The sequence below is a fragment of the Pseudomonas sp. B12(2026) genome (assembly GCF_057767015.1).
On sequence record NZ_CM173430.1, the window covers coordinates 2,456,418 to 2,475,720 of the forward strand.

Consider the following 19,303-nt stretch of genomic DNA (forward strand, 5'->3'; position numbering starts at 1 on the left):
GTCAATCGCGGCGGGCCGGGCGGTCGGGCGCGATATGGCATGGGGGCTCTTCGTAGGAGCGGATCTTATCCGCGATGCGGGCTCGGCACGCGCGGAGGGATTTCGCGGACAAGGTCCGCTCCTACGAAAGCGATTCATATCGGCGGGTCGGGTGTGAGGCGGGTTCGCGAGCAAGCTCGCTACGAAGAGCGCGCCGGAGCATGCCTGTAGGAGCGAGCTTGCTCGCGAACCACCGGTGACACCGCGTCTATCGGCCGTAAACCGGCGCCCCGGCCGCCACTTCCTGCGCCCGGCCGAGCACGTCCCGCCCCGGCAGGAAGCGTCCGAACACGCGCTCCCTGCCCAGTGCCTCGGGGAAGCCGCCGTCGCGCCGATACGCCACGCGCCCGTTGATCAGCGTGGCCTCCACCGCCGCATCGTTGCGCTTGACCAGCCGGGTCAGGCCGAGGACTTCCATGGGCGCCTCGCTGACCTCGTCCAGCTCGTCGGTGAGGCCTTCAGGGTCGATCACCACCAGGTCGGCGCGGTCGCCGACGCGGATGTAGCCGGCGTCGACTCCGGCGAAGTCCGCCAGTTCGCCGGTCAGCCGATGCACCGCGTGGCCGGTGTCCATGAAGGCTTCGCCGGCCAGCTCGGCGTCACGCACGTACTTGAGGAAGCGCAGCGGGAAGTTGTACTGCGCGTGGGACGCCAGGTGCGCGCCGGAGTCGGCGAAGCCCGGCTGGGTCCAGGGGCTGGCCAGCAGCTTGCGCATGATCGGCGGGCGGTGGTTGCCGTAGCAGGTGGTCCACTTCAGCGCGTCGCGGTACTGCCCGGCCAGCTCGAAGAAGGCGTCCACCGCGTCCATGCCGCGGTCGCGGCCGATGTCCTCGAAGTTGCGCCCCACCAGCGCCGCGTCCGGGCATTCGCGCACCCAGCAGTCGGACAGGTTGCGGTGCCACAGGCCGAGGCTGAAGGTGGCCTTGATGTCCTTCTTGAAGCGCTCGCGGAAGGCCGGGTCCTGGATGCGCGCGTAGAGCTCCTCCGGGTCCCTGGTGTCGCGCAGCACTTCGCCGGCGCCGAATTCCTCGAAGCCGTTCATGTTCAGCCCCTCGATGCGCACCACGAAGGGCGCGGGCAGGGTCTGCCAGCGATAGCGGCCGCGCAGCAGGCGGTTGGCGACCCAGCCGGAGGCGCGGGTGATGCGGTGCATGAAGGGCTGCGACTTGAGGTCCAGCGCGGTGAGCATCGAGCACTTGAGCGGGCGGCGGAACCAGCCGTGGGCCTGGTAGAGGAAGGCGAACACGTTGATCTTGGTGACCGCGTTGGGCGCGCCCTGCAGCAGCGCGTTGCGCCGGCGCAGCACGGCGAACAGGCGGGAGAATTCCTTCCAGCTGGCGAAGGTGGAGGGCAGCGGGCTGGACCAGGCGCGCTCGCCGTCCATCTTGTCCAGCCGCGTGGTCATCACCGAGAGGCCGAAGCAGCCGGCGTCCAGCGCCTGTTCCAGCAGCTCTTCCATGCGCTGCAGCTCGGCCTCGCTGGGCTTGGCGCCGCTGATGGCGCGCTCCAGCCCCATCACCGCCACGCGCAGCTCGGAGTGGCCGAGGAAGGAGCAGAGGTTCGGCCCCAGCGGCTGCTGCTCGTAGAAGGCGCGGTAGCCCCTGGCGTCCTTCCAGGTGCGCCTGTCGCGCAGGATCGGCAGCACCTGCTCGCGCGGCACGGCCTCGACGCGGGTGAACAGGTCGGAGCAGTCCTCGGCCTCGCCCAGCACCATGCTGATCGAGCAGGAGCCGACCGAGACGGTGGTGACGCCGTGGCGCACCGATTCCTTCAGCGCCGGCGCGGCGATGGCCTCGGCGTCGTAGTGCGAGTGGATTTCCAGGAAGCCGGGGGTGACCCACTTGCCGGCGGCGTCGATGACCTGCGCGCAGCCGCCTTCGTCCAGCGGGCTGAGGCTCAGGGCGTCGATGCGGCCGTCCTTGATGCCGACGTGGCGCAGGCTGCCGGGGGCATCGCTGCCGTCGAAGTACAGGCCGTTCTTGATGATGATGTCGTAGCTCACAGGAGGCTCCAGGGCGACAGCAGCAGGGTGCCGCTGACCAGCAGCAGGCAGTGGATGGCGAGACGGAAATGGCGCTCGTCGAAGCGCCGGTGCAGGCGCTCGCCGAGCCACACGCCGAGCAGCAGCAGCGGGGCGTAGGCGAGCACCTGGGGCAGCGCCGGACGCAGGCGTCCGTCGAGGAGGAAGGCCAGGGTCAGCAGGCCGTTGAGGGTGAACCAGACGCATACCAGGGTGGCGCGCAGCCGCGCCTTGTCCAGCGGGCGGGTGGCCAGGGCGTAGACCAGCAGCGGCCCGCCCGAGGCGAACAGGCCGTGGCAGACCCCGGCCGCGCCGGTGGCCAGGCGCACCACCCAGGCCGGCGTGTGCGCCCGTTCCGCTGCGCTGGCGCGCAGGCGCCACAGCTCGCGGCCGGCGAACCAGAGGATCAGCACGCCGAGGCCGCGCTTGAGCGGCTGCGGGTCCAGGTGCGGCAGCAGCAGGTAGCCGATGCCCATGCCCAGCAGCATCCCCGGCAGCACGGTGCGCAGCAGCAGCGCGCGGTCGATCAGCCGCCAGTGGCGCCCGACCAGGTAGCCGGTCATGGCGATGTTCAGCGGCACCAGGATCGGCAGCAGCGTGTCGATCGGCATCAGCAGCGCGCCGAGCGACAGCGCCACCACCACGCTGCCGAAGCCGGTCACCGCTTCCAGGGTGTAGGCCAGCAGGATGAAGCCGCCCAGGGCGATGGCCGGGGCGTTCACCGGCTGCCTCCGCCGGCGGCGGCGAGCACCGCGCCGCGCGGCTCGCGGCGCGCCCACCATTGCGCCAGCAGCAGCCCGGAGAACAGCTGCCAGCAGCCCCAGAAGGCGGCGATCAGCAGCATGCCGCCGGCTTGCGGGAAGAAGGTGAGGATCAGCGCCATGCCCAGCGCCGAGTTGTGGATGCCGCTCTCCAGGGTCACCGCGCGCACGTCGGCGTCCGGCAGCCGCCACAGGCGCGCGCAGAGGTAGCCGAGCAGCAGCGCGGTGCCGTTGAGCAGCAGCACCAGCCAGAAGAACAGGTGGAAGTACGCCATGAACTGCTGGAAGTTCTTGGCGAAGGCCATGCCGACGAAACCCAGCATCACCAGCAGCGACAGTTGCCGCAGCGGCTTCTCCAGGCGCCGTGCCAGGTCCGGCTTGTGCCGGCCCAGGGCCATGCCGGCGAGCATCGGCAGGATCAGCACCAGCAGCACCACGCCGACCAGCTCCAGCGGGTCGATGTGGATCTGCGTGAGGCGGTCGCGGGTGGCCGGGTTGAGGCCGGCGTAGAGGGCGAAGTTCAGCGGGGTGAAGATCCCCGCGCTGAGCCCCGACACGGCGGTGACGCTGGCCGACACCGCGACGTTGCCGCGGGCCATCCAGGTCATGATGTTGGAGAAGGTGCCGCTGGGGCAGGTGGCGACCAGGATCATCCCCAGCGCCAGTTCCGGGTCGATCGGCAGGAGGATGGTCAGCAGGCAGGTGACGGCGGGCAGCAGCAGGAACTGCACCAGCAGGCCGATCGCCGGCGCCTTGGGCTGGCGCAGGATGCGGCTGAAGTCGTCGCGGCGCAGTTCCAGCGACACGCCGAACATCATCAGGGCGATGATGGCGTTCAGCGCGATCATCGAACCGCCGGAGAATTCGAGGTTGATATCAGGCATGGCCGGCCTCCTGACGGGCAGGGGCGGGCGCGCGGACGGCCGGCGTCGAAGGCGCGGCTCCTTTTTTATCGTGCATGCAAGGCGACTCTTGTTTGTATTTATCGTTGTAATTGGCAAGCTTAGTGAACCGTCACCGTCCGGTAACGGCTCAATCGAGACTTCGCGCGGTTAATTCGGGACCATGCCCCACAGCCCATCGATCACCATCCATTATGCCCAGGGCATCCTCCAGGCAGCGCAGCGCCTGGGTTTGCCGGTACCCGCCGAGCTGCCCGTCGAGGCGCGCATCCCGCTGGCGCTGCAGGACCGCATCTGGGAGGGCCTCTGCGCCGCGTCCGCCGATCCGCTGGTGGGACTGCGCCTGGGCAGTGCCCTGCAGGTCGGCCACCTGGACATGGTCGGCGCGCTGCTGATGAGCTGCGAGCACTTCGGCGAGGCGCTGGAAGCCCTGCTGGAGTACTACCCGATCATCGCCGAGGGCAGCGAATTCCAGCTCGAACGCGAGGCCGCGCGGGTGCGCCTGGTCTACCGGCCCAGCTACGGGGTGCGCCGCGAGGAGCGGGTGGAAGCCGCGCTGGCCAGCCTGGTGCACATGACCCGCTGGATCACCGGCGAGCGGGTGACGCCGGCGCGCCTGGCCCTGTGCCACGCGGCGCGTGCGGAGCCCGCCCGCTATGACCAGGTGCTGGGCTGCCCCATCGATTTCGCCGCAGCGCAGAACGCCCTGTGCTTCACCCTGGCCGACCTCGACGTGCCGTTGATCCAGGCCAACGCGCCCATGCGCGAGCACCTGCGCGCGCTGGCTGACGCGCAGCTGCAGCGCCTGGGCGCGCAGAGCCTGGCGGCGCAGGTGCAGCAACTGCTGCGCCAGCAGCCGCGCTGGGGCAAGGAAAAGGTTGCCGAACAGCTGGCGCTCAGCGGCCGCCACCTCAACCGCAAGCTGGCCGACGAGGGCACCAGCTTCAAGCTGCTGCGCGAGCAGGTGCTGCATGGCATGGCCGAGCAGCTGCTGCGTGAGTCGCCGCGCCTGGCCGAGGTTGCCGGGCGGCTCGGCTTCTCCGACGAGAGCGCATTCGCCAAGGCGTTCCGCCGCTGGAGCGGCATGACGCCCGGCCAGTTCCGCCAGGGGGCGACGGGCTCTTCGTATTCGTAAGCGAGCTTGCTCGCGAACCCGCTTGACGCCGGCCTTGGTGGCGGATAGCGGACAAGGTCCGTTCCTACGCCTACGGGGTACACCGCTTTCGTAGGATCTTATCCGCGATGCTTTTGGTTGGGTGTTTCTGCGCCGCTTCGGCGTGTGCTGGGACTTCTTGTTTCGCCCCCTCGGGCGACCTCCTTTGGCAAACGACCCAAAGGAGGCAAAGGTCTGTGCCCCTGCATCCGGTTTTTCGCTTAGGCGAAAAATTCCCTCGCTCCATCGAAGTTTCAGGGGCACGCCGCGAAGGGCCATCCCTGGCCCATCGCGGCTCTCGCGGCATCCATGCCGCTCAACCCCTGAAACTCCGATTCCACTCGGCCTCCTGAAGGGGCGCTCCGGCGCGCGCGGATATTCCACTGGAAATCGCTTTTCGCTCTTTCTCTTTTGTAGGAGCGAGCTTGCTCGCGAACCACGGCTGATCGCGGACGAAGTCCGCTCCTACGGCGGGATCGGCTTTTGTAGGAGAGACGGGGGCGCCTAGCCTCCGTCCGCGATGCTCTTGCTTTGCGCAGCGTTATCCACCTGATGGGTATCGCTTCGCTCCACGCCATCCTACGAAGAGCGATCCTTCAGCTCCGGCTCTGTCTGTCACACCGAAATCGCAGGCGCGCGCAGGGTCCCGTCAGGAGGCCGAGTGGAGGTATTGCGCAGAGGGGCGAGCGGCATGGATGCCGCGAGAGGCTTGAAGGGCCATGGATGGCCCTTGCAAGCCGACCCTCGGAGCAATGCCGGAAGGAGGGAAGTCTGAGCGAAGCGAAGACCCGGATGTCGGGACGGGCCCTTTTGGTTCCTTTTGGGGCCCCAAAAGGGACTCGCCCGGGAGGGCGAAACCAAATCTCTCAGCGCACGCCGACGCGGCGCAGAAACACCCAACCAGAAGCATCGCGGATAAGATCCGCCGGCAGGGCCGGCGTCAGGTGGGTTCGCGAGCAAGCTCGCTCCTACGAAAAGAAATATTCAGCGATCAGGACGCCCCCGGCAGCTGCGCGCCCTTCGGCCAGAGCAGCCACAGCTGGCCTTCCTGCTTCATGTGCCCAGCCAGTTCGCCGGCGGCATCGCCGGTGCCCCAGAACAGGTCCGCGCGGACTTCGCCGGCGATGGCGCCGCCGGTGTCCTGCGCCGCCACCGGGCGCACCACCGGTGCGCCATCCGGGCGGGTGGTGGAGAGCCACATCAGGCTGCCCAGCGGGATCACCTTGCGGTCGATGGCCACGCTGTAGCCGGCGGTCAGCGGCACGTTCAGCGAGCCGCGCGGACCTTCGTTGCTGTCTGGGCGCTGGCTGAAGAACACGTAGCTGGGGTTGCTCGCCAGCAGTTCGTCGACCCGCTGCGGATGGGCGCGGGCCCAGTCGCGGATGCGCGGCATGCTCACCTCGTCCTTGCTCAGCTCACCCTGTTCCACCAGCCAGCGGCCCACCGGCTTGTAGGGGCGGCCGTTCTGCTCGGCGTAGCCCAGGCGCAGCTGGCGCCCGGAGTCCAGCTGCACGCGGCCGGAGCCCTGGATCTGCAGGAACTGCAGGTCCATCGGGTCGCCCAGCCAGGCCAGCACCGGCGCATCCACCCCGTCGCGGCGGATGCCGGCGGCGTCGGCGTAGGGCTTCACGGTGTTGCCGTCGAGCCTGCCGCGCAGGCGCTTGCCCTTGAGTTCGGGGTAGACGCTGTCCAGCGCCACCACCACCAGGTCGGACGGCGTGCCGTACACCGGCACGCCGTGCTGCGCGCTGCGCTCCAGGCTGCCGCGGTAGATCGGCTCGTAGTAGCCGGTGATCAGGCCGGTCTCGCTGCCTTCCCCGGAGCGCAGCTGGTAGGGCTGCAGGTGAGCCTGCATGAACTGGCGGATCGCTTCCGGCGAGGCCGGCACGCCCAGCGCCTGGGTGCAGGTGGCGGCCCAGATCGCGTCCTTCTTCAGCCGCACCGCGCAGGCCGAGCGCCAGGCGTTGAAGCCCTGCACCACGTCGTCGTCGGCGGTTTTCGGCAGGTCCGACCAGTCGGCCCTGGAATAGGTCGGCGCCCGGGCTTCTTCGGGCTTCTTGCCGAACAGGCCGCAGCCGGAGAGCAGGGTGGCGATGCAGAGGGTGGCGAGGAGGGGGCGGGTCCAGTGGCGGGACGATTCGGTCACGGGCAATTCCTGGCGGGCATACGAAAACCCGCTAGCTTGGGCAGACGCGGGGCGTGCGTCAAACGCATCGGTCGGAATCGCACGCCGCGCAACCCGGCCGCGGGCGGACCGGTAGAATGGCGGGGTGATTCGACAGACCGAGGTTAGAGCGTGGAGGCACGGCAGGGTTTCGTCCTGACCCGACATTGGCGGGATACCCCAGAGGGCACCGAGGTGGGCTTCTGGCTGGCCACCGACGCGGGGCCCCGGCATGTGCTGCTGCCGCCGCAGACGTCGGTGGCCTTCGTCCCCGCCGAGCAGCGCGCCCGCGCCGAAACGCTGCTGGCCGGCGAGCGCGGCGCCGAGCTGCGCGCGCTGGGCCTGCGCGACTTCCAGCGGCGCCCGGTGCTGGGCCTTTATTGCCAGCAGCACCGCCAGCTGATGAACCTGGAAAAGCGCCTGCGCGAGGCCGGCGTCGAGGTCTTCGAGGCGGACATCCGCCCGCCCGAGCGCTACCTGATGGAGCGCTTCATCACCGCGCCGGTGGCCTTCAGCGGCGAGCCGGGCGAGGGCGGCAGCGTCGTCGCCGCGCAACTGCGGCCCGCGCCGGAGTACCGGCCGACGCTGAAACTCGTGTCGCTGGACATCGAGACCAATATCCGCGGCGACCTCTATTCCATCGCCCTGGAAGGCTGCGGCCAGCGCCAGGTCTACATGCTCGGCCCGGCCAACGGCGTCGACGGCGAGCGCGATTTCGCGCTGGAGTACTGCGACAGCCGCGCCGAGCTGCTGGAGCGCCTGAACCAGTGGCTGGCCGCGCACGACCCGGACGCGATCATCGGCTGGAACCTGGTGCAGTTCGACCTGCGCGTGCTGCAGGAGCATGCCAAGCGCCTGGACATCCCGCTGCGCCTGGGCCGTGGCGGCGACGAGATGGGCTGGCGGCAGCACGCATCGTCCAACCACTACTTCGCCGCGGCGGCCGGGCGGCTGATCATCGACGGCATCGAGGCGCTGCGTTCGGCGTTCTGGAGCTTCCCCTCATTCAGCCTGGAGAGCGTCGCGCAGAGCCTGCTGGGCGAGGGCAAGTCGATCGACAACCCCTACGACCGCATGGCCGAGATCGACCGCCGCTTCGCCGAGGACAAGCCGGCGCTGGCGACATACAACCTGAAGGACTGCGAGCTGGTCACGCGCATCTTCGAGAAGACCCGCATCCTCGACTTCCTGCTCGAACGCGCCAGCGTCACCGGCCTGCCGGCGGACCGCAGCGGCGGTTCGGTGGCGGCCTTCACCCACCTCTACCTGCCGCCGATGCACCGCCTCGGCTACGTCGCGCCGAACCTCGGCGGCAAGGCGCCGGAGGCCAGCCCCGGCGGCTTCGTCATGGATTCGCGGCCGGGGCTCTACGAATCGGTGCTGGTGCTGGACTACAAGAGCCTGTACCCGTCGATCATCCGCACCTTCCTGATCGATCCGGTGGGGCTGGTGGAAGGGCTGAGCGAGCCGTCGGATGAAGCCTCGGTCCCCGGCTTCCGTGGCGGGCGCTTCTCCCGCACGCGGCACTGCCTGCCGGCCATCGTCGAGCGCGTCTGGCAGGGCCGCGAGGCCGCCAAGCGCGAGGGCAACGCGCCGCTGTCGCAGGCGCTGAAGATCATCATGAACGCCTTCTACGGCGTGCTCGGTTCCAGCGGCTGCCGCTTCTTCGACCCGCGCCTGGCGTCATCCATCACCCTGCGCGGCCACGAGATCATGCGCCGCACCCGCGAGCTGATCGAAGGGCAGGGCCACAAGGTGATCTACGGCGATACCGACTCCACCTTCGTCTGGCTCGGCCGCGCCCACGGCGAGGAGGAGGCGGCGCAGATCGGCCGCGCGCTGGTGCGCCACGTCAACCAGTGGTGGAGCGAGCACCTGCGCGGGGAATACGGCCTGGAGAGCGCGCTGGAATTGCAGTTCGAGCGGCACTTCCGGCGCTTCCTGATGCCGACCATCCGCGGCGCCGAGGAGGGCAGCAAGAAGCGCTACGCCGGCCTGGTGCGGCGCGCCGACGGCAGCGACGAGATGGTCTTCAAGGGCCTGGAGACCGTGCGCACCGACTGGTCGCCGCTGGCCCAGCAGTTCCAGCAGGAGCTGTACCTGCGCATCTTCCAGCGCCAGCCGTACCGCGAGTTCGTCCGCGACTACGTGAACCGCACCCTGGCCGGCGAGCAGGACGAGCTGCTGATCTTCCGCAAGCGCCTGCGCCGCCGGCTCGGCGACTACGAGCGCAACGTGCCGCCGCACGTGCGCGCGGCGCGCATCGCCGACGACTTCAACGAACGCCAGGGACGGCCACGGCAGTACCAGAACGGCGGCTGGATCAGCTACGTGATGACGGTCAACGGCCCGGAGCCGCTGGAGACGCGGCACTCGCCCATCGACTACGACCATTACGTCAGCCGCCAGCTGCAGCCGGTGGCGGACGCCATCCTGCCGTTCGTGGAGGATGATTTCGCCGCGCTGATCGACCGGCAGATGGGGTTGTTCTGAGGCTGTTGCGCAGACTGTTCGCGAGCAAGGGCTGAGCGTCTCCTCGGGGGCAGTTCTTCGTAGGAGCGAGCTTGCTCGCGAACCCGGCGGCCAGGGCGATCCTGATGATCCTGCGCCGGATGCGAGGCCGATTCGCGGACAAGGTCCGCTCCTACAGGGGCGAGCGGCTCTCATAGGAGCGGACCCTGTCCGCGAAGTCCCCACGCAAAAGCATCGCGGACGGAGTCCGCTCCTACGAAGGCGAACGGGCCTCAGCCCATCGGCGGCAAGCGCCGCTTCACCGGGCTCTTCTTGACGATGGCGGTGTTGGTCTCGGCGAAGCCGTTGAGGTGATCCAGCAGTTCGTCCAGCTGCTCCATCGAGCGCACGCAGAGGCGGGCGATGAAGCAGTCCTCGCCGGTGACCTTGTCGCACTCGGTGAACTCGGGGATCGCCAGTATCTGCTTCTCCACCTCCTGCAAACGCCCCGGCAGCGGGCGCACGCGGACGATGGCCTGCAACTGGTAGCCGAAGGCGCGCGGGTCGACGTTCACCGTGTAGCCGGTGATCACCTGGCGCTCCTCCAGCTTGCGCAGGCGCTCGGCGACGCTGGGGGCGCTCAGGCCGCTGACCTGGGCCAGGGCCTTGAGGGAGAGGCGGGAGTCTTCCATCAGCGCGGCGATCAGCAACTGGTCGATTTCGTCGGTCATGGCGGCCTCGAAAGGTGAATGGCGAGAGTTGCCTTGATAGTAAAGGCGAACGTCGGGTTTTGCCTCCGCCAGGCGATGGAGTGCGCCGAATCGCCCGTTCATACTGAGCGCCAACGAAAGGAGGTGAACCATGAACGAGCGGATTCGACGCGGCACCCTGGAAATGGTCAGCGCCATGCTGATCTGCGGCACCATCGGCTGGCTGGTGCTGACGTCCGGGCAGCCGGTACTGGATGTGGTGTTCTGGCGCTGCGTGTTCGGCGCCGCGACCCTGCTGCTGATCTGCGGCCTGATGGGCTTCCTGCGGCCGGGCATCCTCACCCGCGCGACCTTCGGCCTGGCGCTGCTCAGCGGCGTGGCCATCGTCGGCAACTGGGTGCTGCTGTTCGGCTCCTACTCGCGGGCGTCCATCGCCATCGGCACGGCGGTGTACAACGTGCAGCCGTTCCTGCTGGTGCTGCTGGGCGCGCTGTTCCTCGGCGAGCGGTTGAGCGCGCAGAAGATGGCCTGGCTCGGGGTGTCCTTCCTCGGCATGCTGGCCATCGTCAGCGCGCACGGCGCCGACGGGCAGGTCGGCAGCGACTACCTCGGCGGCATCGCCCTGGCCCTCGGCGCGGCGGCGCTGTATGCGCTGGCGGCGCTGATCATCAAGCGCCTGGACGGCATCCCGCCGCACCTGATCGCGCTGATCCAGACGCTGACCGGCGCGCTGCTGCTGGCGCCCTGGGCGAACCTCTCGGCATTGCCGCAGGCGACCGCGGCCTGGGCCAGCCTGGCGACGCTGGGCATCGTCCACACCGGGCTGATGTACGTGCTGCTCTACGGCGCCATCCAGAAGCTGCCGACGGCGCTGACCGGCGCGCTGTCGTTCATCTATCCGATCGCGGCGATCTTCGTCGACTGGTTCGCCTTCGGCCACCGCCTGACGCCGCTGCAATGGCTCGGCGTGGTTGCCATCCTGCTCGCCGCCGCCGGCATGCAGCGCGGCTGGAGCTTCGACCTGCGGCGCCTGGCCTGGCGCTGAAATCCCTGCTTCGCTGACAATACCGGGGAACCTGCGCCGTCGGGCGCCGTCTCTGTAGGCGGAAAACTGTAGGCGGTCTCGAAGCAAGGATTGGATTATGAATGCGGCTGCCCCGACGGCAGATTCCCCCGGCCTGGACTGGCCCCTCCCTCGACTATACGTTCTGCGCCTGCTGGGCCTGGCCGCGCTGCTGGCGCTGGCCGGCTGCGGCACCCGGCCGGGCGCGCCGGAAGCGACCCCGGAAGAAGTGCGCGCAACGCTGGTGAAGCTGCTGCCGGCCAGCGTCGACGACCGCCCCGGCTGGGCGCGGGACATCCAGGTCGCCTTCAGCGCCCAGCGCATTCCGGCGACCCGCGAAAACCTCTGCTCGGTGCTGGCGGTGACCGAGCAGGAGTCCAACTACAAGGCCGACCCGGCCGTGCCCGGGCTGGGCCGGATCGCCCGTGGCGAGATCGACCGGCGCGCCGGCAAGCTGCACGTGCCGGGCATCCTGGTCGACGCCGCGCTGGGCCTGAAGTCGCCGGATGGCCGCAGCTACAGCAAGCGCCTGAGCGCGGCGCGCACGGAGAAGGAGCTGAGCGCGATCTTCGATGACTTCATCGGCCGCGTGCCGCTCGGCCAGCAACTGTTCGGTCGCTTCAACCCGGTGCATACCGGCGGGCCGATGCAGGTCAGCATCGCCTTCGCCCAGGCCAACGCCGAGGGCTATCCCTATGCGGTGGACGGCAGCATCCGCCGGGAAGTGTTCAGCCGCCGCGGTGGCATGTACTTCGGCATCGCCCACCTGCTCGGCTACCCGGCGGACTACCCGCGGCCGCTGTACCGCTTCGCCGACTTCAACGCCGGCTGGTACGCCAGCCGCAACGCCGCCTTCCAGCGCGCGGTGAGCGAGGCCAGCGGCATCACCCTGGCGCTGGACGGCGACCTGATCCTCCCCGGCAGCTACGACGCCGGCAGCACGGAAAAGGCCGTGCGCACCCTGGCGCCGCGCCTGGGCATGAGCGAGGGGAAAATCCGCCGCGCGCTGGAGCAGGGCGACACGCCGGAATTCGCCGAATCCGAGCTGTACACCAGGGTCTTCGCCCTGGGCGAGCGCGCCGCCGGCAAGCCGCTGCCGCGGGCGATCCTCCCGGGCATCACGCTGCACAGCCCGAAGATCACCCGCCAGCTGACCACCGCCTGGTTCGCCCAGCGGGTGGACGAGCGCTACCAGCGCTGCCTGGCGCGGGCCCCGAAGAAGCCCTGAACCGGGCTCAGTCGCCCTCGGCGGCCTGGCAGACGCCGCTGGCGCTCTTGCCGAGGGTGTAGGAGACCGCGGGCGTGCCGTCCTCGCCGAGGGTGATGGAGACGGTGACGCCGGACTCCTTGTCCCGCGCCTCGAAGTCGTTTTCGCTGATCTTCTTCAGCGTGGCTTCCCTGCCGTTGATGTAGACGGGCCCGCCCTCGTCGGCGTGGATCTGGATGTTGTCCGGGCAGTCGTAGTTGAGCATCGGGATGGCGGCGTGCGCGGACGGCGCGAGGATCAGCAACGAAGCGGCGAGCAGTAGCGGTTTCATGGCATATCCTTGGGATGGGTGGGCGGCAATGCCACGCCTTGCTGCTCCGGCGTGGCCGCACGGACACTGCAAGCTTAGTCCAGCGCCCGCGCCTCCACGGGCGGGGGACGCGCAGGTCCACGCCGGTTTCGCTGGGCGGCCGGCGGGAATGCGGCCGCGGGAGGGCTTTCACAGGCCGGGCTTCCGGAAGGGCCTGACACGGAACCGTCTAAAATCTCGCGTATAAGGGGGCGAATCCGCGTCCTGAACCGAGGTAGCAATGACCGAGAAACGCCGAGTCCTGTTCGTCTGCATCGCCAACGATGCCCGCTCGCCGATGGCCGAGGCATTGATGCGGCATACCGATGCCGAGCACTTCGAAGCCTTCAGCGCCGGCATCCATCCCAGCGCCATCGACCCGCGCGCCCGCGAGGTGCTGGAGCATGCCGGCATCTCCACCGAGGGGCTGCGCAGCAAGTCCATCGACGAGTTCAGCGGCCAGCACTTCGATTTCCTGATCGACCTGTGCGACAAGTCCAGCAGCGAAGGCGACGAACTGCCCAGCTCCGACGAGGTGCTGGTGTGGAATTTCGCCGACCCGGCCAGCAGCGCGCAGCACGAGCCGTTCCGCCATACCCTGCAGGAACTCCGCGACCGCCTGAAGCTGTTCGAGGTGGTGAAGAACCGTCCCTGACGCTGGCGCCACAAAGCAAAAAGCCCGCTGATCGCGGGCTTTCTGTTTGATGGGCGCTGGTCCTTCAGCTGGGGGCTATCTTGCGCACGGCACATGACGGGGTGGTGACGGTTTCGTGAAGCGCAAATGGCGACTGGCCATCGCTCATCATTGGCCTTCATGAGCACTATCGATCCCGACGAGTGGCCAGGCGGGGAGGGTGCCGATAGAGTCTCGCTCAAAATCCTGTCCGCGCCGCCGCCCTGCGCGGCGTCCGCGTGACCCGAAGCGGAGTGCCCATGAAGTCCCTGTCCGATATCGCTTTCTCCATGCTCGACCTGGTGCCCGTGCGCGACCAGGGCAGCGTCGCCGAGGCGCTGCACAACGCCGTCGAGGTCGCCCGCCACGTCGAGCGCCTGGGCTTTGCCCGCTACTGGCTGGCGGAGCACCACAACATGGACGGCATCGCCAGCTCGGCCACCGCCGTGCTGATCGGCCACATCGCCGGCAAGACCGAGCGCATCCGCGTCGGCTCCGGCGGGGTGATGCTGCCGAACCATCCGCCGCTGGTGGTGGCGGAAAACTTCGGCACCCTGGAAACCCTCTACCCGGGCCGCATCGACCTCGGCCTGGGCCGCGCGCCGGGGGCCGACCAGGCCACCATGCGCGCGCTGCGCCGCGACCGCCTGGGCGACGGCGCCGACTTCCCCGAACAGGTCGCCGAGCTGGAAATGCTCCTCGGTCCGCGCCGCTCGCAGCAGGCGCTGCTGGCCGTGCCGGGCGAGGGCACCAACGTGCCGATCTGGCTGCTCGGCTCCAGCCTGTTCAGCGCCCACCTGGCGGCGCAGAAGGGTCTGCCGTACGCCTTCGCCTCGCACTTCGCGCCGCGCTACCTGCACGACGCGCTGCGCATCTACCGGGAGAACTTCCAGCCTTCGGCGGTGCTCGACAAGCCCTACGCCATGATCGGCGTGCCGCTGATCGCCGCGCCCACCGACGAGGAAGCCGAATACCTGGCGACCACGGCGTTCCAGCGCGTGCTGGCGCTGATCCGTGGCGAAAGCCTGAAGCAGAAGCCGCCGGTGAAGAGCATGGCCGGCCTGTGGCTGCCCCATGAGCAGGATGCGGTGGGCAACTTCTTCGGCCTGGCGGTGATCGGCGGCCCGGAAAAGGTGCGCAGCCGCCTGGAAGTCCTCGTGGAGCAGACCGGGGCGGACGAGATCATCTTCACCAGCGACATCTACGACCACGCGCTGCGGTTGCGTTCGCTGGAGATCGTCGCCGGTCTGCGCTGAAGCCCCCATCGCGCTGAGAGGTTTTGTAGGAGCGAGCTTGCTCGCGAACAAACCCCGCTGCGGGTCCGGTTCGCGAGCAAGCTCGCTCCTACAGATAAGCCAACCTCTGGCGCGATGAATGGAGCTGCGTAGGAGCGGACAACTCCGTCCGCGATTGCTGTTGCCTGGCGGCCGGATCGCGGATGAATCCGCGCCTACGAGACGAGCCGCAGCAACGAAGGCGCAGCGGTCGTCAGGCCTGCCCGTCTTCCTTCTTCTTCAGCAGGTCGGCCAGCCCGGCCAGTCCCTTGTGGGTGACCTTCGGGCCCTTGGCGCCGGCGTCGTTGCCGTTCTGGTAATGCAGGTCGACCTGCCGCTGGTGCTCGTTGTCGTGGCAGTAGAGGCACAGCAGCTCCCAGTTGGAGCCGTCCTCGGGGTTGTTGTCGTGGTTGTGGTCGCGGTGGTGCACGGTCAGTTCGCGCAGGCGCACGCCGCTGAACTCCCGGCCGCAGCGGCCGCAGATCCAGGGGTACATCTTCAGGGCCTTTTCGCGGTAGCTGCTTTCGCGGCGGCGTTGCGCTTCGGCGAGGAGGGCGTCGACCTTGTTCGTGGGTTGGCTCATGGCTCTGGCTGGCAGTGTGGATCGGACTTCCAGCATAGGCCCGGGCTCGCGCGCTGGCTATGGCCCGGGCCTGTCCGGGCGCGACCAGATCCACAGATTGCCGATGGCCATGCCGAGGATCAGCGCATACAGCCAGAGGCCGTGGGGCAGGGCGACCAGCATGATCGCCAGGGCGGCGAGCATCGCGACGCTGGCGCCGATCTTGGCGCGGCGGGCGATGGCGCGGCCGTTGCGCCAGTTGTGCAGGATCGGGCCGAACAGCCGGTGGTTCTCCAGCCAGGCGCAAAGGCGCGGCGAACTCTTCGAGGCGGCCCAGGCAGCGAGCAGGACGAACTCGGTGGTCGGCAGCCCTGGCACCACCAGCCCGACCATGCCCACGCCCAGGCTGGTGTAGGCCAGCAAGGCGAAGGCCATGCGCGCCAGTCTCGAGCGGGCCGGGCCGAACGGGGTGGCGTGTGTCGTGGCGGCGGGCGCGTGCCCGGTAGTCTCAGGCGGCACTGTCGTAGCTGTGCTGCAGCAGGTGGGCGAAGCGCTCGAAGGCGGCGATGGCGCCGGCTTCGGCTTCGCGCTCCTGGGCTTGGCTGAGCTCGAGCGCGTCGAGGGTGCGGGTGAAACGCTTCCAGCCTTCGGCGCGGCCGCCGTCCGGCTCGCCCAGGTGACGGGCGCCGGTGTGCTCGTCCAGGCCCAGCGCGGCGACGCGCCTGATCAGGAAGGCGGCGCCCAGCTTGGAACCTTCGGAGACGAACAGCCAGCCCAGGGCGTGGGCCAGGCTCGGCCGGCTGATGGCGCCGGGGAGCGGAGCGGGCACTTCGGTGTCCAGGTCGGCCAGGTCCAGGCGGGCCTGTTCGGCGCGGCAGCGCTGCGGCAGGTCGGGGAAGATCGCGCCGAGTCCGGCGTCCTGGTAGAGCGCCCGGAGCTCGGACTGGAACAGGTACTGGGCGACCACGAAGCGGGCGAAGCGCTCGCGGCTGGAGAAGGGCGCGCGGGCCTTCACGGCCTGTTCGAGACGCTCGTGAGGGGCATGGGTCAGGGCGTTCAGGCGCTGCGAGCGCAGGGCGGGGAGTTCCACGGTGGTCATGTCCGGTTCCTTGAAGTCATGGGGTTTTGCCGACGGGGCGAATGCGCTCCGGGAAGGCGTAAAGATTGTCGGATGTTCAATGGGCAATGCCGGAGCGAGGCGGGTTCGCGAGCAAGCTCGCTCCTACAGGGCCTGGCGCTCTTCGTAGGAGCGAGCTTGCTCGCGAACAGAGCAGGCAGGGAGTTCGCCTGGAAACCGGTGCCAATCAGCACATCAGATCTCCCACACCAGGTTGACCGCGAAATTGCGCCCGGGCTGGGTCAGGCGGTCGAGGTTGGCCGGCGCCAGTACCGCGGCCTCGCCGACGCCGTCGTAGCCGCGCACGTCGTCCCACAGCCAGTACTTCTTGTCGGTGAGGTTGTAGAGGCCGGCGTTGAGGGTCAGGTCGTCGGTCAGCCGGTAGTAGCCGCTGAGGTCGAGGATGCCGAAGCCCGGGGTCTTGAACTGGCCGCTGGTGCCGTCGGGGGCGTTGAAGCGGGTGTCGTCGACGCGGTCCTTGCGCCTGACCAGGGTCCAGTCGAGCAGGGCGCCGTAGCGGCCGGCCTGTTCGTCGTAGCCCAGGCCGAACACGCCGGTCAGCGGGTTGACGCTGTTGATCGGCTCGCCGCTGTCCTGGTTGCGGCCGTAGGCGTAGGCCACCGCGCCCTTGCTGTAGAGGCCCTGCGGCGCGCCGAAGGCGCCCAGTTCCAGGCGGCCCTTGAGCTCCACGCCCTTGATGATGGCGTGCTTGATGTTGTTGCTCTGGAAGGTCGGCTCGCTGTAGCCGGGGGTGATGGCGTCTTCGTTGATGAAGTCGCGGTACTTGTTGTAGAAGACCGCGACGTCGAACGAGCCTTCCTCGAAGTTGCCGCGCAGGCCGGTCTCGTAGCTCTGGCTGCGCTCCGGGTCGAGGTCCGGATTGGGCTCGACGCGGTAGCCGACGCCGGGGTTGTCGAAGCGGCCGTACAGCGCTTTCGCGGTCGGGGTGCGGAAGCCCTGGGCGTACTGGCCGTACCACAGGTAGTGGTCGTTGAAGGCGTAGGTCACGCCGAGCTTGGGCGAGAGCTGGTGCCAGGTCTTGTCCGCGCTGCTGACGTAGCCTTCGCCGCTCTGGTTCACGGTGTTGAGGAATTCCTCGGTGAGGTGCGGCTTCAGGCGGGTGTGGTCGTAGCGCAGGCCGGGCAGGAAGGTCCAGGCGTTCCAGCGGACCTCGTCCTGGGCGAACAGGCCGTAGGTGTCGACGGTCGGGTCCGGGAAGTCGCTGCTGCGCACCAGAGTGTCGGCGGCGCTGGGCGCGCCGACGGCCGTGCAGCCACGGCCCACGGCCAGGCAGGTGCCGCTGCCTTCGCGGAAGCCGGTGACCTTCTGCCGCTTGAGGGTGGTGCCGTAGGTCAGCAGGTGGTCGGTGTCGCCCAGGGCGAAGGCTTTGTCCATCTGCAGGTCGAACACCCACTGGCGTTCCTTGTAGAGGGTCTCGCGGGTGCGCAGCACCTGGCGGGTCATCGGGTAGTAGAACTCGTCGGTGCTCTGGTCGGTCTTGGCGATCTGGTAGTTGAAGGTCCACTTCAGGTGGTCGGCCACCGCGCTGTCCAGCGGCATCGAGTGTTCCAGGCCGTAGCGTTCGCGGGTGATGGTGTCGTTGCCGGTGCGCCACTGGTACATGCCGCCGGGCAGCACGCTGGGCGGCAGCGCCGGCTGGCCATTGCTGTAGGGGCCGCCGTAGGCGCTCTTCTGGTCGGTGTCGACGTCGTCCTTGTACTTCTCGTAGACCAGGCCGAAGCGGCTGTCCCCGGCATAGTTCCAGCCCAGCTTGGCGAGCACGTTGGTGGTGCGCGCGTCTTCCGGGTTGGCTTCGGTGCGGTCCAGGCCGGTGCCGCCGTGGCTGCCGTAGGATTCGGTCTCGTGGCCGTTGCGCTGGCTCAGGTGCAGCAGGCCGTCGAAGGTGTCGAGGCGGCCGGCGACGGTGGCGGAGGTCAGCCAGCTGTCGTCGGCGGAGCTGTAGCCGGTCTTCAGGCGCGCTCCCAGGTCCCGGCCGTCCTGGATGATGTCGTCCGGATCGAGGGTGAAATAGCTCACCGCGCCGCCGATGGCGTTGCTGCCGTACAGGGCCGAGGCCGGGCCGCGCAGGACTTCGACGCGCTTGACGATTTCCGGATCGACGTAGTTGCGTTCGGTCTGCGCGTAGGGGCCGTTGAAGAAGCCGTTGGGCAGCTCGACGCCGTCGATCTGCGTCAGCACCCGGTCGCCGTCGATGCCGCGGATGTTGTAGCCGGTGATGCCGGCGCGGTTGCCGGTACCGCCGACGGAAACGCCGGGCATGTCGCGCACCAGGTCCTTGATGGTGTTGACGTTCCGGCGGTCCAGCGCGCCGCGGTCGACCACGTTCACCGTGCTCGGCACCGAGGTCACGCTCTGTTCCTGGCGGGTGGCGGTGACGGTGAGTGGCTGCAGTTCCACCACGTTCGACGGGCCGCGTTCCACCACCACCTTGCCCGGGCCGAGCGCACGGGCGTTCAGGCCGGTGCCGGCGAGCAGTTCCTTGAGCGCCAGCGCGGCCGGCAGGCGGCCGTCGACGCCGGGCGACTCGATGCCCGCGGCCAGCTCGCCGGCAACGCCAACCTGCCAGCCGCTCATCGCGCTGAAGGCATTCAGCGCCTGGGCCAGCGGTTGGCGGGGAATGTCGAAGCGGTACGCGGCGCGAGCCGGGTCACCCGTCGTTTCCGCCGCGAGGGAGGCGGATGCCAGCAGGCTGGCCAGTCCGATCGACAGGGCCAGCAGGGAGAGGCGGGCGGGGTGGCGCAGCGGGGCACGCGAAGCAACGGTGGTCATCGAGGGGCTCTCTTGGTCAGTCATTTTTCCGCATTGGCAAATGCGAATCTGTTGCATTTGCTTATGAC

At 68.9% G+C, this 19,303-nt stretch carries 16 protein-coding genes; 6 read left to right on the top strand and 10 right to left on the bottom strand.

All coding sequences use genetic code 11. The features are described 5' to 3' along the window. Positions 1-247: 247 nt before the first annotated feature. Genes AC3B6A_RS11530 through AC3B6A_RS11540 form a run of 3 tightly spaced genes read right to left on the bottom strand, consistent with a single transcriptional unit; the run spans position 248 to position 3,704 of the window. A complete protein-coding gene (locus tag AC3B6A_RS11530) occupies positions 248-2,041 on the bottom strand; it encodes an N-acyl-D-amino-acid deacylase family protein (protein WP_488402851.1) in 1,794 nt (597 codons plus the stop codon). Further along, positions 2,038-2,781, bottom strand: a complete 744-nt coding sequence (locus AC3B6A_RS11535; RefSeq protein WP_488402852.1) for a sulfite exporter TauE/SafE family protein — start codon at positions 2,779-2,781, stop codon at positions 2,038-2,040. Before AC3B6A_RS11535 ends, AC3B6A_RS11530 begins: the two co-directional genes overlap by 4 nt. Beyond that, the gene (locus AC3B6A_RS11540) at positions 2,778-3,704 is read right to left on the bottom strand and encodes a bile acid:sodium symporter family protein (RefSeq protein ID WP_488402854.1); all 927 of its coding nucleotides are present in this window, start codon (positions 3,702-3,704) and stop codon (positions 2,778-2,780) included. Before AC3B6A_RS11540 ends, AC3B6A_RS11535 begins: the two co-directional genes overlap by 4 nt. A 181-nt stretch (positions 3,705-3,885) precedes the next feature. Between AC3B6A_RS11540 and AC3B6A_RS11545 the strand changes: the two genes are divergently transcribed. Then, positions 3,886-4,857 carry an AraC family transcriptional regulator gene (locus tag AC3B6A_RS11545; RefSeq protein ID WP_488402856.1) on the top strand — a complete coding sequence of 324 codons (972 nt, stop codon included), beginning with the start codon at positions 3,886-3,888 and terminating at the stop codon, positions 4,855-4,857. 1,009 nt (positions 4,858-5,866) lie between these two features. On the opposite strand, the gene mltA is transcribed toward AC3B6A_RS11545, so the two are convergent. Beyond that, positions 5,867-7,021, bottom strand: coding sequence for a murein transglycosylase A (gene mltA / locus AC3B6A_RS11550; protein WP_488402858.1), 1,155 nt, complete (start codon positions 7,019-7,021; stop codon positions 5,867-5,869). 150 nt (positions 7,022-7,171) lie between these two features. Between mltA and AC3B6A_RS11555 the strand changes: the two genes are divergently transcribed. Further along, positions 7,172-9,532 (top strand): DNA polymerase II, encoded by a 2,361-nt coding sequence (locus AC3B6A_RS11555; RefSeq protein ID WP_488402859.1) that lies wholly within the window; start codon positions 7,172-7,174, stop codon positions 9,530-9,532. Between the two features lie 251 nt (positions 9,533-9,783). Here AC3B6A_RS11555 and AC3B6A_RS11560 read toward each other — a convergent pair whose 3' ends face one another. Beyond that, the gene (locus AC3B6A_RS11560; RefSeq protein ID WP_488402861.1) at positions 9,784-10,221 is read right to left on the bottom strand and encodes an Lrp/AsnC family transcriptional regulator; all 438 of its coding nucleotides are present in this window, start codon (positions 10,219-10,221) and stop codon (positions 9,784-9,786) included. Between the two features lie 130 nt (positions 10,222-10,351). Here AC3B6A_RS11560 and AC3B6A_RS11565 point away from each other — a divergent pair, with 130 nt between their 5' ends. Further along, positions 10,352-11,245: a DMT family transporter gene (locus AC3B6A_RS11565; protein WP_488402863.1), complete on the top strand. Its 894-nt coding sequence runs from the start codon at positions 10,352-10,354 to the stop codon at positions 11,243-11,245. Between the two features lie 97 nt (positions 11,246-11,342). Next, positions 11,343-12,491 (top strand): DUF1615 domain-containing protein, encoded by a 1,149-nt coding sequence (locus AC3B6A_RS11570; RefSeq protein WP_488402864.1) that lies wholly within the window; start codon positions 11,343-11,345, stop codon positions 12,489-12,491. Between the two features lie 7 nt (positions 12,492-12,498). Here the strand turns inward: AC3B6A_RS11570 and AC3B6A_RS11575 are convergent, their stop codons facing one another. Beyond that, a complete protein-coding gene (locus AC3B6A_RS11575) occupies positions 12,499-12,801 on the bottom strand; it encodes a hypothetical protein (RefSeq protein WP_488402866.1) in 303 nt (100 codons plus the stop codon). 259 nt (positions 12,802-13,060) lie between these two features. Here AC3B6A_RS11575 and AC3B6A_RS11580 point away from each other — a divergent pair, with 259 nt between their 5' ends. Then, positions 13,061-13,474 (top strand): arsenate reductase ArsC, encoded by a 414-nt coding sequence (locus AC3B6A_RS11580; RefSeq protein ID WP_488402868.1) that lies wholly within the window; start codon positions 13,061-13,063, stop codon positions 13,472-13,474. A 278-nt stretch (positions 13,475-13,752) separates the two neighbouring features. Continuing rightward, positions 13,753-14,748, top strand: a complete 996-nt coding sequence (locus AC3B6A_RS11585; protein WP_488402870.1) for an LLM class flavin-dependent oxidoreductase — start codon at positions 13,753-13,755, stop codon at positions 14,746-14,748. 232 nt (positions 14,749-14,980) lie between these two features. Here the strand turns inward: AC3B6A_RS11585 and AC3B6A_RS11590 are convergent, their stop codons facing one another. The 4 genes from AC3B6A_RS11590 to AC3B6A_RS11605 all read right to left on the bottom strand — a co-directional run bounded on the left by AC3B6A_RS11590 (position 14,981) and on the right by AC3B6A_RS11605 (position 19,235). Continuing rightward, complete coding sequence (locus tag AC3B6A_RS11590; protein ID WP_488402872.1) at positions 14,981-15,349, bottom strand: YajD family HNH nuclease; 369 nt, start codon at positions 15,347-15,349, stop codon at positions 14,981-14,983. Positions 15,350-15,406: 57 nt separating this feature from the next. Beyond that, positions 15,407-15,763, bottom strand: a complete 357-nt coding sequence (locus AC3B6A_RS11595; RefSeq protein ID WP_488402874.1) for a YbaN family protein — start codon at positions 15,761-15,763, stop codon at positions 15,407-15,409. Between the two features lie 73 nt (positions 15,764-15,836). Beyond that, a complete protein-coding gene (locus AC3B6A_RS11600; RefSeq protein ID WP_488402876.1) occupies positions 15,837-16,427 on the bottom strand; it encodes a biliverdin-producing heme oxygenase in 591 nt (196 codons plus the stop codon). Positions 16,428-16,640: 213 nt separating this feature from the next. Further along, on the bottom strand, positions 16,641-19,235 hold the full coding sequence (locus AC3B6A_RS11605) for a TonB-dependent hemoglobin/transferrin/lactoferrin family receptor (protein ID WP_488402878.1): 2,595 nt from the start codon (positions 19,233-19,235) through the stop codon (positions 16,641-16,643). Positions 19,236-19,303: the final 68 nt, after the last annotated feature.